Here is a 14,022-nt window from a genome sequence, read left to right on the forward strand (position 1 = left end):
GATGACACGTTCGCCGCGCGTTGATTTTGCTCGCCGTTTTTTTCGCAACATCGCCATTGACCGACACCGGACGGCCCGCCTCGCCTGCGCCGCCACGGCAATCGGCTTCGGTCTGGCGATTTCGTTCAGTCCAGCCATCGCCCAGAACGCCGCCAAGGGCTCGCCCGATCATATCAAGGCCGTGACATCGGCGGTCGACGGCGCCTCGATCAAGGCCAATACGGCGACGTCAAACGACTGGCCGACCATCGGTCTCGACTACGCCGAGACGCGCTTCAGCAAGCTCAACCAGATCAACGCCGACAACGTCAAGAAGCTCGGCCTGGTGTGGAGCTATCCGCTCGAATCCTCCCGCGGCGTCGAAGCAACCCCGGTCGTGGTCGACGGCATCATGTACCAGACCGCATCCTGGAGCGTGGTGCACGCCATCGATGCGCGCACCGGCAAGCGAATCTGGACCTTCGATCCGAAGATCGATCGCGAGAAGGGCTACAAGGGCTGCTGCGACGTGGTCAATCGAGGTGTCGCGCTGTGGAAGGGCAAGGTTTTCGTCGCCGCCTATGACGGACGGCTGATCGCGCTCGACGCGGCGACCGGCCAGAAGGTCTGGGAAAAGGACACCCTGATCGACAAGGAGCATTCCTACACCATCACCGGCGCGCCGCGCGTGTTCAACGGCAAGGTGGTGATCGGCAATGGCGGCGCGGAATATGGCGCGCGCGGCTACGTCACCGCCTATGACGCCGACACCGGCAACCAGGCGTGGCGCTGGTTCACGGTGCCGGGCGATCCGAGCAAGCCGTTCGAGGATGAATCGATGGCGGCCGCGGCCAAGACCTGGGATCCGGCCGGCAAATACTGGATCAACGGCGGCGGCGGCACCGCGTGGGATACCATTACCTTCGATCCCGAATTGAACATGGTCTATATCGGCACCGGCAACGGCTCGCCCTGGAACCGCGACATCCGCAGCCCCGCCGGCGGCGACAACCTCTATCTGGCGTCGCTGGTGGCGCTGAACGCCGACACCGGAAAGTACATCTGGCACTACCAGGAAACGCCGGGCGACCATTGGGACTACACCTCGACCCAGCCGATGATCCTGGCCGACCTTACGATCGACGGTGCGCCGCGCAAGGTCATCCTGCATGCGCCGAAGAACGGCTTCTTCTTCGTCGTCGACCGCACCAACGGCAAGTTCATCTCGGCCAAGAACTTCGTCGATGTGAACTGGGCGACCGGCTACGACGCCAATGGGCGGCCGATCGAGGTGCCGGCGGCGCGCGGCGAAGCGGCCTATGACAGCATCCCCGGCCCGTTCGGCGCGCACAACTGGCACCCGATGTCGTTCAATCCGCAGACCGGCCTCGTCTACCTGCCGGCGCAGAACGTGCCGCTGAACCTCACGCCGGAAAAAGCCTTCAAGCAGAACGCGGCCACGCCCGGCAAGTTCGGCGGCGCCACCGGCTGGAACGTCGGCTTCATGCTCAACGCCACGCCGCCAAAGGCGCCGGCGTTCGGCCGGCTGCTGGCGTGGGATCCGGTCAAGCAGAAGGAAGCATGGCGGGCGGAGTATGTGGCGCCGTGGAACGGCGGCACCCTGACCACCGCAGGCAATCTGGTGTTTCAGGGCACCGCCGACGGCCGCTTCATCGCCTACAACGCCACCACCGGCGAAAAGCTCTGGGAAAGCCCGACCGGCACCGGCGTGGTGGCGGCGGCCGGGACCTACATGATCGACGGCAAGCAGTATGTGACCATCGCGGTCGGCTGGGGCGGCGTGTTCGGAATTTCGCAGCGCGTTACCGAGCTGCAGAGCCCGGGCACGGTCTATACCTTCGCGATCGACGGCAAGGCGCCATTGCCGACGTTCGTGAAGTACCAGACCGAGGGACTGCTGGAGGGCGTGAAATACGACCCGAAGGATGTGCCTGAAGGCACCGCGATCTACGTCGCCGCCTGCGCCACCTGCCATGGCGTCCCCGGCGTCGACAAGGGCGGCAACGTGAAGAACCTCGGTTACGTTTCGAAGGAAATAATCACCAACCTGAAGGACTTCGTATTCAAAGGCCCGTTCAGCGATCAGGGCATGCCGGATTTCACCGGCAAGCTGACCGAAGCGGACGTGGTGAAGATCCAGGCCTTCATCCAGGGCACCGCGGACGCGATAAGGCCGAAGAAGTAGCAGGTGTCATTGCGAGCGAAGCGAAGCAATCCATCGCCGACAAGGAAGAATGGATTGCTTCGTCGCTTCGCTCCTCGCAATGACGGGGCTGTATGCCGGGCCGTCAAAAAAGCAAAAGGGCTGCGCGAGACCATCGCGCAGCCCTTGGCCGTTTAGAGCGAGACTACACTTAGAACATCAGGCCCTCCTTCACCAGCACCCAGCGGCCGTTCTTGATCTGCTGGACCTGCGTGATGGTGTTGGCGAGATGGTTGGTCTTGGAGAACTTGGTCGGCGGCGAATTGAAGATATCCTTGAACTGGTCGCCGGACTCCAGCGCATCGAGCATTTTCTGACCGGTCAGATCCTTGCCGGCCTTGTTCGCATAATGCGCGAACGTCGTCACCGTATTGTAACCGATGATGGCCTGGGTGTTGGCGTCGGTGCCGAACATCTTCTTGTAGTTGGCGAGCCAGTCCTTCACTTTTCCCTTCGCGGTGTCTTCGTAGGGAATTTCGAAGCCTGATGCGGCATAGAGACCTTCCACCGCCTCCTTGCCGAGCGCCGGCACTTCGAGCACGTTGGTGGGCGTGGCGCCGAGGAAGGTGACGTCCCACCCGAGCTTCTTGGCTTCGCCCATCGCACCGATGGTCTCGCGGATCACCGTGCCGAGCACGACCATGTCGCAGCCGTCGGCTTTCATCTTGGCGACCTGCGCGCTGAAGTCGGATACGCCGCGCTTGTAGCTGGTGACCGAGGCCGGCGTCAGCTTCATCGCAGCGACCTGCTGGTTGAAGCCATCGAGCACATTCTTGCCGTACTCGTCGTCCTGATGCATGATGCAGGGCTTCTTGAAATTCTTCGCCTCGATCATGTATTTGACCGCCGCGCGGGTGCTCTCGACATAGGGCAAGAGGTTGTTGAACTTCAGCCGTTCCTGCGGCTTGGCCGGATCGAACTTGAAGGTGAATTCGGCAGCCGTCAGCGGGAACAATTGCAGCACGCCGGCATCGAACAGGACGTCCTGCGAGGCCAGCACGGTCGGCGAACCCATCGGGCCGACCATGGCGAAGATCTTGTCGCGCTCGACCATCTTCTGCGACGCCAGCACCGCGCGCTTCGGATCGTAGCCCGAGTCCTCGAGGATCAGCTTGATCTTGCGGCCGTTGATGCCGCCGGCGGCATTGATTTCCTCGACCGCCATCTTCATGCCGTTGGAAACCGGCACGCCCCAGACCTTGATCGGGCCGGACAGGTCCTGGTGGGTCCCGATGACGATCTCGGTCGCCGAGATGCCTTCATTGGTGACTTTGGTCTGGGCTGCGGCCGGCAGGTGGGTCAGCGCGAGGGCGCCCACCGCAAGGCCCAGCGCCTTGAACGATTTCGACATTGCAGTCTCCTCTTGGTTTGGCCCGTGTTGAGCGAAGGGTGGGGCCTCTGAATCCTTCGCCGTTTTCGATTGTCGGTCTGCTCGTTGCCTACGCGACCGCCCGCTGGCCATACATGGCTTCGATCTCGCTCGCGTAACGCTTGTTCACGAAACTGCGCTTCAGCTTCATGGTCGGGGTCAATTCCTCGTCCTCGGGCGTCAGCTGGCGCTCGATCAGGAAGAATTTCTTGATGGTTTCGACCCGCGCGAAATTGACGTTCACCGCCTCGATCTCGCGCTGGATCAGATCCTGGATTTCCGGTGCCCGACACAGGCTCGCATAATTGGTGAAGGGAATGTCGTGGTCCTGGGCGTATTTTTCGACGTTCTCCTGGTCGATCATGATCAGGCAGGTCAGGTAGGGCCGCTTGTCGCCGATCACCACGGCGTCCGAGACATAGGGCGAGAACTTGAGCTGGTTCTCGATTTCCGAGGGCGTGATGTTCTTGCCGCCCGAGGTGATGATGATGTCCTTCATCCGGTCGGTGATCTTGACGAAGCCCTCATTGTCGATCGAGCCGACGTCGCCGGTATGCAGCCATCCCCTGGGGTCGATGGTCTCGGCGGTCTTCTCCGGCTGGTTGAGGTAGCCCATGAACAAATAGTCGCCCTTGATCAGGATTTCGCCTTCCGGCGAGATCTTGACTTCGCCCCAGGGCGCGGCCTTGCCGACCGAGCCGAGCTTGACGCGTTCCGCCGGCATCACGGTGGCGACGCCGCAGTTTTCGGTCTGGCCATAGACTTCGCGCATGTCGATGCCGAGCGCGAGGTACCAGCGGATCAGATCCGGCGAGATCGGCGCCGCACCGGTGAAGGCCAGCCGGCAGCGATCCAGCCCGAGCATGCGGCGGATGTTGCGGAACACCAGCCAGTACGCCGCCTGATTGGCGAGCCGCAACGACAACGGAGCCGCATCGCCCTGCAGCTTGTATTCGGTCTGGCGATAGCCCACCGCCAGCGCCTGGCGGTACATCCAGTTCTGGAACGGGGTGGCGTCCTTCAGCGCGATCGTGATGCCGGAATAGAATTTTTCCCAGACTCGCGGCACCGCCAGAAACGCGGTGGGCTGCACTTCGCGCAAATTGTCGGGCACCGTCTCCGGGCTTTCGGCGAAGTTCATCACCGATCCCAGCGCCAGCGAGATGTAATAGCCGCCGATCCGCTCGGCGACGTGGCAGAGCGGCAGGAACACCAGCCGCTCTTCGCTGTCGGTGGACGGAAACAGATCGTTGGCGTGGCGCATCTGATGGGTGACGCCACGGTTGGAATGCATGGCGCCCTTGGGTGGGCCGGTCGTGCCCGAGGTGTAGACCAGGATGGCGAGATCGTCGGCGCCGCGGCTTCCGACCATCTCGTCCCACAGCGTTTCGTGGCCCTGGACGTGATTGCTGCCGAGCGCCATGAACTCGGCGAGCGACATCACCATCGGATCGATGAAGCCGCTCAGGCCCTCCATGTCGAACACGACGATCTTCTCGAGGGTCGGGCAGCGCGCGCGGCACGCCAGGATCTTGTCGAGCTGCTCCTCGTCCTCGGCGAAGATGACCTTGGTGCGGGAATCGTTGATGAGATATTCGACCTGGACCGAAGAATCGGTCGGATAGATGCCCGAAGAGACGCCGCCGGCGCACAGGATGCCCATGTCGGCGTAAACCCATTCCGGCACCGCGTTGGCGATGATCGAGGCGACGTCTCCGGGCTGGAAGCCGACGGCATGCAGCCCGTAGGCGATTTCCTTGGAAATCTCCAGCCACTGGCGCCAGCTGGTCGGCTGCCAGATACCGAACTTCTTCTCGCGGATCGCCGGCCGGTCGCCGCGTTTTTCCACGGCTTGCAGAAAGCTCCTCGCGATCGTGTCCGCCACAGTCAGTACTGCGGGTCTGGCCATTCTTCGTTCCCTCCGCCTCTCAGCCCCGCCTTGGACGCCGGCTTTGACAGCCGGTCTTTTCGCAAGGCAGCTCCATATTTAACGCCAAAACCGGCTCAAACGCCAAATCTTCCTTGAAGTCTTCCCTGAGGTCTTCCTTGGCCTCAAGTCCCTCTCAACGCCACGTTTTCTTCTTTTTCCAGCGCCGTTCGCCCCGCGCGCCCTCTTCCTTGGCACCGAGATAGAATTCCTGGATGTCCTTGGAATGCATCAGCCGCTCGCAGCTGTCGTTCATGACGACCCGGCCGATCTCCAGCACGTAGCCGTAATGCGCCGTCTCCAGCGCGATCTTGGCGTTCTGCTCGACCAGCAGGATCGACATGCCCTGCTCCTCGTTGACCCGCTTGATGATCGTGAAGATCTCCTTGACCAGGATCGGCGACAGGCCGAGCGAGGGCTCGTCGAGCAGCAGCAGCGTCGGGCGGTTCATCAGGGCGCGCCCGATCGCGAGCATCTGCTGCTCGCCGCCCGAAAGCTGCCCGGCCGGCTGGTTGATCCGTTCCCGCAGCCGTGGGAAATAGCCGTAGACCCGCTCCAGATCCTCGGCGACCGCCTCACGGTCGCTGCGCGGATAGGCGCCCATCATCAGGTTCTCGCGCACGCTCAGGAACGGAAACACCTCGCGCCCCTCGGGAACGTGGCTGAGGCCGAGCCGGACGATCTTGTCGGCCTCCATGCGCTGGATCGGCTTGCCGAGAAATTCGATCGAGCCCTTCTGCGGATCGAGAATGCCGGAAATGGTCTTGAGCACCGTGGTCTTGCCGGCGCCGTTGGCGCCGAGCAGGGTGACGATCTGGCCGCGCGGCACCTCGATACTGATGCCTCTGATGGCCATGATCGGCCCGTAATAGCTCTCGATATTGCTGAGCTTCAGGATGATGTCGGGAGTGCTCATGGCATCATCCTCTAGGCGCCGAGATAGGCGGCAACGACGTCGGGATGACGCTGCACCTCGGCCGGCGATCCCATCGCCAGCACCTTGCCGTAGTTCAGCGCGATCACGCGGTCGGACACGCGATTCACCAGCGTCATGTCGTGTTCGACCATCAGCACGGTGACGCCGAGTTCGGTCTTCATGTCCCGGATCCAGAACGACATGTCGTCGGTTTCCTCGACATTCAATCCGGACGACGGCTCGTCGAGCAGGATCAGCTTCGGCTCGCTGCACAGCGCCCGCGCCAGCTCGATCACCTTGCGCACGCCATAGGGCAGCCCCGAGATCAGCTTGTCGCGGTACGGCTCGAGGTCAAGAAATTCGATCACCTGCTCGACGCGGCGGCGATGGATCTTCTCGTTGCTGCGCACGCTCGGCAGAAACAGGAACTCCTGCCAGAGCTGGGTGGTGGAATGCCGGTGCCGGCCGACCAGCAGGTTGTTCAGAACGGTGGCATTCTCGAACAGTTCGATGTTCTGGAAGGTGCGGGCGATGCCGAGCTTGGCGATGCCGAACGCGGGCTCCTCGGTGATGTCCTGATCCTCGAAGAATATCTTTCCCGAGGTCGGGGGATAGATCCGCGATATCAGGTTGAAGATCGAGCTCTTGCCGGCCCCGTTGGGACCGATGATGGAAAGAATCTCGCCTTTCTCCACCGCGAAGGAGACCGCGTCGACGGCCTTCAGGCCGCCGAAATGCAGCGACAGGTTTTCGGCGCGGAAATAGCTCATCGGTTACGCTCCGATTTCACGTAGATCTTCTGCCGCTTGAAGGTAGCGCGCTTGTAGAGCGGGAACAGCTGGAAGAACAGTTTGATCTTCAGCCAGCGCCCGTAAAGGCCGAGCGGCTCGAACAGCACGAACAGCACGATGATCACCCCGTAGATCGCGCCCTTCAGCCCGTTCGCCGAAGCGAACGCGGCGACATTGCTCTGGATCTTGGCGGCGAGCTCGGCGCCGGCGCCAAAGGTCGCGGCGACGGCGGCGATCATTCCGGGCACATCGTCCTTCAGGTAGGTCAGGAACGGATCGATCATCACGATGAAGATCGCGCCCAGCACGGCGCCGTGCGGACTGAAGGCGCCGCCAATCAGGATCACGATGATGAACTCGATCGAGAGCTGCAGCGTGAACATCTCCGGGCTGATGAAGGACATCTTGTGGGCGAACAGGACACCGGCGAATCCGGTGATCGCCGCCGAGATCGCAAACGACTTGACCTTGTAGAGCGATACGTTGACGCCCATGCTGCGAGCCGCGGTCTCGCTGTCCCGGATCGCGACGAAGGCGCGCCCCGTAGGCGAGCGCAACAGGTTGAGCGTACCGACGATGGTCAGGGCCAGCACTGCAAGACAGAGGAAGTAGAACGAGGGGCTGTCGCGCGACACCGTGGTGCCGAGCGCTTGCAGGGCCTTGACCCGCATACCCTCATTGCCATGGGTCACGCTTTCCCAGCGCGCCAGGATTTCCTCGATGATGAAGGCGAAGGAAATCGTCGCGATCACCAGATAGATGCCCTGCAGCCGAAGCGCCGGAAACCCGACCATCGCGCCGACCACGCCGGTCAACAATCCGGCGACGAGAAAATACACCGGGAACGGGACGTTATATTGCTGCAGGTACCCGGCGGTGTAGGCGCCGATGGCGAGAAAGGCGGCATGGCCGAGCGAGGCCTGCCCGGTGAAGCCGGTCAGGATCATCAGCCCGACGCCGACGGTGGCGTAGATGAAGACGAAAACCAGCTGGCTGACGAGATAGCTGGAGAGAACGAACGGCGCGACCATCAGGAACGCGAGCAGAACGCCGTAGGTGACCATGTAGCCCGAGTGCGGAAACAGCTTTATGTCGTCTTCATAGTCGGTCTTGAACATGAAACGCATGGCTGCTTCCTAGACCTTCTTGCGTACGTGATGGCCGAACAGGCCTTCGGGCTTGAGCAGCAACACCGCCAGCAGAACGACGTAGGGCGCGACGTCCTTCCATCCCTGCGGCAGATAGAAGCCGGCCATGCTTTCGATCACGCCGATCAGCACGCCGCCGACCACCGCGCCCGGTATCGAGCCGAAGCCGCCGAGCACGGCGGCGGGGAATGCCTTCAACCCCAGCACCAGGCCGACATTGGAATGAATGAAGGTGATCGGCGCCAGCAGCACACCAGCCGCGGTCGCGACCGCCGCTGATATCGCCCACACGATCGACACCACGCGCTTGACCGGGATGCCCATGTAATAGGCGGCCAGCATGTTCTCCGAACTCGCCCGCATCGCGGTGCCGAGCGTGGTCCGGTTGAAGAACAGATAGAGCAGCGCACAGAGGATGATGGTCGCCGCGATCACCGAGAGCTTGTCATAGGCCAGCACCAGAGAGCCGATTCGCAACACGCCCTGGCTGAACGGCGTCTCGATCTTGAGATCGTCGGTGCCCCAGATGATGCCGGCGACGGAGCGCAGGAAATATCCAAGCCCGATCGTCGCCATGATGATGGAAAACTGCGGATAACCGAGGATCGGGCGCACCACGACGCGCTCCGCCAGCATGCCGAACAGCGCCATCGCCGCGACCGCGCCGGCAAATCCGATCCAGTAATTGAGTCCGAGAATGCCGATGAAGGTGAAGGCGAAGAACCCGCCCAGCATCATCAGGTCGCCCTGCGCGAAGTTCACGACCTCGGTAGCCTTGTATACAAGGACGAAGCCAAGCGCGATTAGGCCGTAAACGCAGCCGAGCGCAATACCGCTCACCAACTGCTGAACAAAGTCCAGCATTGCCGATTTCCCTCCCCCGATGCACGGCGACTCTATCGATCGCCTTTGTCGCATCTTGTGTCTAGTCGCTGCCCGGCGTCGCCTGTGGCGAAGCACGCACGAACAACTGGCGGTTATACAGCCTAAAGCACCGAGCCCTGTCAACTTAACGCTGGTTGCCCTCCCAAGGCCGGGTTGCGGACAAATGCCGCAGCTTTGGGCAACCTTGCGCATCGGCGGGATTTGCCGTCCTCGATTCACCGCGCCGAAAGTTCTTGGGTCCATGGTTCGCATCCCATTCAACGGCTGGATCTTTCGACATGAAGCCCGATGAATCCGCGCTGGAGTTACGAGGGTTAACGAAGCGTTTTGACCGTATGGCGGTCGATGCGCTCGATCTGACCGTCCGGTCAGGCGAGTTCTATGCGCTGCTCGGGCCCAATGGCGCCGGCAAGACCACGACGCTGCGCATGGTGGCCGGCCTGCTCAGGCCGGACGCCGGCTCGGTGTCGGTGCTCGGCATCGACGCGCTGGCCGATCCGGTCGCAGCCAAGCAGGTCACCGCATGGGTTTCGGACGAGCCGATGATTTATGACAAGCTGACCCCGCTGGAATATCTCGAATTCGTCGCCGGGCTCTGGGGCATCGACCCGGCGGTCTCGGAACCGTCGGCGCGCAATCTCCTGGTCTCGCTCGGCCTGGAACCGCATCTGCACGAACGCTGCGAGGGATTTTCCAAGGGCATGCGCCAGAAGGTGGCGCTGGCCGGGGCATTGGTCCACGATCCGCGCCTGATCATCCTGGATGAACCGCTCACCGGCCTCGACGCCGTCTCGGCGCGTCACGTCAAGGGCCTGCTCGGCGAACGGGTCCGTTCCGGCTGCACCGTGATCATGACCACGCATATCCTGGAAGTCGCCGAACGGATGGCCGACCGGATCGGCGTCATCGCATCCGGACGGCTGGTCGCCGAAGGCACGCTCACCGAACTGCGCCAGCAGAACGGGCGCAACGACACCAGCCTCGAGGACATGTTCATCGCGCTGGTCGATACCGAGGCCGCCGCCGCATGAGTTCGTCAGCGGACCTGACATGGTTTGCCCGGCATGAAATAAGGCTGGCGTGGCGCGAGGGGCTGGCGATGCTCACCGCCGGCCGCAAGGGGCGGAAGCGCACCGCGATCATCGGGCTGATCGTCTTTGCCGCGATCATGCACCTGCCGGCCTACGCCGTGATCGGCCGGTTCGCCGACCTGCAGGAACCCCTGGATAAATCCACCCTGATCGTCATTACCGCGACCATATTGCTGGCTTGGGCCCTGATGCTGTCGCAGGCGATCGAATCGGTGACGCGGGTGTTTTACGCACGCGCGGATCTCGATCTCATCATGTCGTCGCCGGTGGCACTTGCCAACGTGTTTTCGGTTCGCATCGCGGCAATCGCGCTGGCGGTGATTGCGATGGCGCTGTTGCTGTCGACGCCCTTTGTCGACGTTCTCGTGATCGGCGGCGGCTGGCGCTGGCTTTCGGCCTTCGGCGTCGTCGTGGCCATCGGACTTACGGCGGCGGCGGTTGCGATCGCCGTTACCATCATGCTGTTTCGCCTGATCGGACCGAGCCGCACGCGGCTGGTCGCACAAATTCTCGCCGCCGTGATCGGCGCCGGCTTCGTCATCGCGCTGCAGGTCGCCGCGATCCTGTCCTACGGCACACTGTCGCGGTTCGCGGTTCTGACTTCGGATGCCGCGGCGGCCTTTGCGCCCGACCTCGACAGCATCGCCTGGTGGCCGGCGCGCGCCGCGCTCGGCGACGACGAGGCGCTATTGTGTCTTCTGGCCGGCGGCCTCGTGCTGCTCGGGGCCGTGATGGCGATCTTCTCGCCGCGCTTCGCCGACACCGTCGTCAGCGCCGCCGCCAATGCCGCAACGACCCGCCAAGGTCCCCGCACCAAAGCGTTTCGCGCCGGCTCGCGGCAGCAGGCGCTGCGCTGGAAGGAGTTCGTGCTGCTGAGGCGCGATCCGTGGCTGGTGTCGCAGAGCCTGATGCAACTGCTCTATCTGGTGCCGCCGGCGCTGCTGCTGTGGCGAAGCTTTGCCGACAGCTCCGCCGCCATCGTGCTGATCACGCCTGTGATCGTGATGGCCGCGGGACAACTCGCAGGCGGTCTCGCCTGGCTGACGATCTCCGGCGAGGACGCCGCGGATCTGGTGGCAACGGCGCCGCTGCCGGCTTCGCGCGTGACCCGCGCCAAGATCGAAGTGGTGCTGATCGTGATCGCCGTCATCTTCGCGCCGCTGGTTGCGGCCCTTGCCTTCACCGCGCCGTGGCAGGCGGCGGTCACCGCGCTTGGCGTCATCATCGCATCCGCATCGGCTACCGCGATCCAGCTCTGGTTCCGCGTACAGGCCCGGCGCAGCCAGTTCCGCCGCCGCCAGACCTCGTCGCGATTTGCGACCTTCGCGGAGGCCTTTTCCTCGATCGGATGGGCCGCGACCGCGGCGCTGGCGCTGTCGATCCCGATCGCCGGCCTGATCAGCGGCCTGATGACCGCAGCCATCATCGCCGCGACCTGGAAGATCAGCCCGCGGCGGGAGTAGTCCGGGGCATGAAGCACCGACGATCAGGTGCCCCGGGTGCGCCGCAGCGCCTGCCGCAGGGCCTCCTACAAAAATCGCGAAAACGACCCCATGCAAAGTAAAATGCCGGGCTCGCAGTGCTGGTAAAACGCGTCCGCAGCAAACTATTCGAGCCAACGGGTCGCAATGACTGGATCGGAGACTACGCCCCGATCAACTCCATCACCGCGGCCACGAAGGCTTCGGGTTCTTCCTGCGGAAGGTTATGTCCCGCGCGCGGGATGACGCGGTGGCTGCGCGGACCGGTGAATTTCGCCGCGCTCGCAGTGCCGTCGGTTGCAGGAGCAACGCCGTCGCCGGCTCCATCCAAAGTGATGGCGGGAACCGCAATCGCTGGCAGCGCCGCCAGCCGGCGTTGCACGTCGGCATAATGCGGATCGCCATCGGCAAGACCAAAACGATGGCGATAGCTGTGGATCACGACGTCGACATAGTCCGGATTGTCGAAGGCAACCGCCGACCGCTCGAAGGTCGCATCGTCGAAGCGCCAGTTCGGCGACCATTGCTGCCACAGGATCCGCGCAATCTCGCGCCGGTTGGCGGCAAGCCCGGCCCGGCCACGCTCGAGCTGGAAATAATACTGATACCAGAGCGCGACCTCGCGCTCCGGCCTCATGGGAACCATGGCCCTGGCGATATCCTGGATCAGGTAGCTGTTCACCGAGACGAGGCCGATGCAGCGGTCCGGCCACAGCGCCGCGCCCACGCAGGCGGCGCGCCCGCCCCAGTCATAGCCGGCGAACACGGCACGTCTGATGCCAAGCGCATCCATCAGCGCGATCAGGTCGGCGCCAACGGCGGCCTGCTCTCCGGAGCGCGGCGTCGACGGGTGGCGAAAACGGGTCGGCCCGTAGCCGCGCAGATAGGGAACGATGGTGCGGCAGCCCTTCGCGGCCAGCTGAGGGACGACATCGACATAGGAATGGATGTCGTAGGGGAAGCCGTGCAGCAGCATCACCACCGGTCCGTCGGCCGGACCCGCCTGGTAGTAGGCAATGTTGAGAACGCCGGCTTCAATGTGATGCAGAGGCTCCAACCGCCGGGAAGAGGATGCGCGTGGCAATCTGAACTCCTTGGCTACACTCCCGTTGCGGCGCGCTGGCGCGCGTTCCGTCCGGGTTTCGCCGTCCCGGGTAGCTTAATCGCTTGACCGGCGCTGCGGCCAATCGAAAAACGCGCCTGCGGTCGCGAGAATTCCGGCGGGCGGCAATTCAACCGTGACCTCTTGTTCCAGCCTCTTGTTTCAGCCCCGCCGCCGCCCGCATCACCGGCCGAAATGGATGCCGCCATGACGGCCGCCGGATTCGGCGATACAGTGTCATTCCGGGGCACCTTTGGAGACGGGTCTTGCCATGTTGCGATCCTTCCCTGTCGTCATTGCCATACTGGGTTCGCTGCTGGCGCCGGCTGCCGCCCAGCAACCCCTGCGCAGCGAATGCCTGGCGATGGCCAATGCGCCGCCGCGCGCCACGCCGGTCAGTTTTCGCCGGATTGCGGCCAAGGCCGAACAGGTCGCCATCACCTATGCCGGCCATTCGACTTATTACATCGAGACGCCAGGCGCCGTGCGGATCGCGACCGACTACAGCGGCGCCTACCGGACCGGCCGCCTGCCCGACGTCGTCACCATGAACCGCGCCCACAGTACGCACTATTCGCTGTTTCCTGACCGCGGCATCCCGCATGTGCTGCACGGCTGGGGCGATGACGGCAAGCCTGCCACCATCTCGCAACGCATCGGCGACGTCTACATCCGCAACGTGACGACCGACATCCGCCGCTATTACAGCGACGATTCCAGCGGCGAGATGATCCGGGACGGCAACTCGATCTTCATTTTCGAGGTCGCCGGCCTGTGCATCGGCCATCTCGGCCACCTCCACCACAAGCTCGACGACAGCCATTTCGCCGCGATCGGCCGGCTCGACATCGTGATGGTGCCGATCGACGGCAGCTATACGATGTCGCTCGACGGCATCTCCGACATCACGCGGCGGCTGCGCGCCTCCGTGGTGCTGCCGATGCACCGCTTCATGACTCCGCTCGACGACTTCATGCGCCGGATCGGCCAGCAGTTCGAGATCGACCGGCGCGGCGAACGGACGCTGACGATTTCTCGGGATTCGCTTCCCGCCACGCCGACGGTTATCATTCTAGACGGGGTTTGACGCGCCGCGCTTCGAACGATTT

Annotated in this window: 11 protein-coding genes; 4 read left to right on the forward strand and 7 right to left on the reverse strand. The window is 63.4% G+C overall.

Annotated elements, in window-relative coordinates:
• The first annotated feature begins 1 nt into the window (after position 1).
• Positions 2-2,185 (forward strand): PQQ-dependent dehydrogenase, methanol/ethanol family, encoded by a 2,184-nt coding sequence (locus KMZ29_RS24735; protein ID WP_215621628.1) that lies wholly within the window; start codon positions 2-4, stop codon positions 2,183-2,185.
• A 169-nt stretch (positions 2,186-2,354) separates the two neighbouring features.
• On the opposite strand, the gene KMZ29_RS24740 is transcribed toward KMZ29_RS24735, so the two are convergent.
• The 6 genes from KMZ29_RS24740 to KMZ29_RS24765 form a co-directional block, all read right to left on the reverse strand.
• Positions 2,355-3,554, reverse strand: coding sequence for an ABC transporter substrate-binding protein (locus KMZ29_RS24740; protein ID WP_215621629.1), 1,200 nt, complete (start codon positions 3,552-3,554; stop codon positions 2,355-2,357).
• Positions 3,555-3,642: 88 nt separating this feature from the next.
• A complete protein-coding gene (locus tag KMZ29_RS24745) occupies positions 3,643-5,481 on the reverse strand; it encodes an AMP-dependent synthetase/ligase (RefSeq protein ID WP_215621630.1) in 1,839 nt (612 codons plus the stop codon).
• A 154-nt stretch (positions 5,482-5,635) separates the two neighbouring features.
• Positions 5,636-6,415 carry an ABC transporter ATP-binding protein gene (locus KMZ29_RS24750; protein WP_215603832.1) on the reverse strand — a complete coding sequence of 260 codons (780 nt, stop codon included), beginning with the start codon at positions 6,413-6,415 and terminating at the stop codon, positions 5,636-5,638.
• Positions 6,416-6,426: 11 nt separating this feature from the next.
• Positions 6,427-7,185, reverse strand: coding sequence for an ABC transporter ATP-binding protein (locus KMZ29_RS24755; RefSeq protein ID WP_215603833.1), 759 nt, complete (start codon positions 7,183-7,185; stop codon positions 6,427-6,429).
• Complete coding sequence (locus tag KMZ29_RS24760) at positions 7,182-8,333, reverse strand: branched-chain amino acid ABC transporter permease (RefSeq protein WP_215621631.1); 1,152 nt, start codon at positions 8,331-8,333, stop codon at positions 7,182-7,184. The genes KMZ29_RS24755 and KMZ29_RS24760 overlap by 4 nt, the downstream gene beginning before the upstream one ends.
• Positions 8,334-8,342: 9 nt before the next feature.
• On the reverse strand, positions 8,343-9,218 hold the full coding sequence (locus tag KMZ29_RS24765) for a branched-chain amino acid ABC transporter permease (RefSeq protein ID WP_215621632.1): 876 nt from the start codon (positions 9,216-9,218) through the stop codon (positions 8,343-8,345).
• 299 nt (positions 9,219-9,517) lie between these two features.
• Here KMZ29_RS24765 and KMZ29_RS24770 point away from each other — a divergent pair, with 299 nt between their 5' ends.
• On the forward strand, positions 9,518-10,270 hold the full coding sequence (locus tag KMZ29_RS24770; protein ID WP_215621633.1) for an ABC transporter ATP-binding protein: 753 nt from the start codon (positions 9,518-9,520) through the stop codon (positions 10,268-10,270).
• A complete protein-coding gene (locus KMZ29_RS24775; RefSeq protein ID WP_215621634.1) occupies positions 10,267-11,793 on the forward strand; it encodes a permease in 1,527 nt (508 codons plus the stop codon). The genes KMZ29_RS24770 and KMZ29_RS24775 overlap by 4 nt, the downstream gene beginning before the upstream one ends.
• A gap of 181 nt (positions 11,794-11,974) precedes the next feature.
• Here the strand turns inward: KMZ29_RS24775 and KMZ29_RS24780 are convergent, their stop codons facing one another.
• Positions 11,975-12,895 (reverse strand): alpha/beta fold hydrolase, encoded by a 921-nt coding sequence (locus KMZ29_RS24780; RefSeq protein WP_249779784.1) that lies wholly within the window; start codon positions 12,893-12,895, stop codon positions 11,975-11,977.
• A gap of 289 nt (positions 12,896-13,184) precedes the next feature.
• Between KMZ29_RS24780 and KMZ29_RS24785 the strand changes: the two genes are divergently transcribed.
• Complete coding sequence (locus KMZ29_RS24785) at positions 13,185-14,000, forward strand: MBL fold metallo-hydrolase (RefSeq protein ID WP_215621635.1); 816 nt, start codon at positions 13,185-13,187, stop codon at positions 13,998-14,000.
• The last annotated feature ends 22 nt before the right edge of the window (positions 14,001-14,022 follow it).

Source organism: Bradyrhizobium sediminis (assembly GCF_018736085.1).
Lineage (GTDB): Bacteria > Pseudomonadota > Alphaproteobacteria > Rhizobiales > Xanthobacteraceae > Bradyrhizobium > Bradyrhizobium sediminis.

Coding starts and splice junctions, on each gene's coding strand:
- KMZ29_RS24735 (WP_215621628.1), top strand. CDS start 2: ATGACACGTTCGCCGCGCGTTGATTTTGCTCGCCGTTTTTTTCGCAAC.
- KMZ29_RS24740 (WP_215621629.1), bottom strand. CDS start 3,554: ATGTCGAAATCGTTCAAGGCGCTGGGCCTTGCGGTGGGCGCCCTCGCG.
- KMZ29_RS24745 (WP_215621630.1), bottom strand. CDS start 5,481: ATGGCCAGACCCGCAGTACTGACTGTGGCGGACACGATCGCGAGGAGC.
- KMZ29_RS24750 (WP_215603832.1), bottom strand. CDS start 6,415: ATGAGCACTCCCGACATCATCCTGAAGCTCAGCAATATCGAGAGCTAT.
- KMZ29_RS24755 (WP_215603833.1), bottom strand. CDS start 7,185: ATGAGCTATTTCCGCGCCGAAAACCTGTCGCTGCATTTCGGCGGCCTG.
- KMZ29_RS24760 (WP_215621631.1), bottom strand. CDS start 8,333: ATGCGTTTCATGTTCAAGACCGACTATGAAGACGACATAAAGCTGTTT.
- KMZ29_RS24765 (WP_215621632.1), bottom strand. CDS start 9,218: ATGCTGGACTTTGTTCAGCAGTTGGTGAGCGGTATTGCGCTCGGCTGC.
- KMZ29_RS24770 (WP_215621633.1), top strand. CDS start 9,518: ATGAAGCCCGATGAATCCGCGCTGGAGTTACGAGGGTTAACGAAGCGT.
- KMZ29_RS24775 (WP_215621634.1), top strand. CDS start 10,267: ATGAGTTCGTCAGCGGACCTGACATGGTTTGCCCGGCATGAAATAAGG.
- KMZ29_RS24785 (WP_215621635.1), top strand. CDS start 13,185: ATGTTGCGATCCTTCCCTGTCGTCATTGCCATACTGGGTTCGCTGCTG.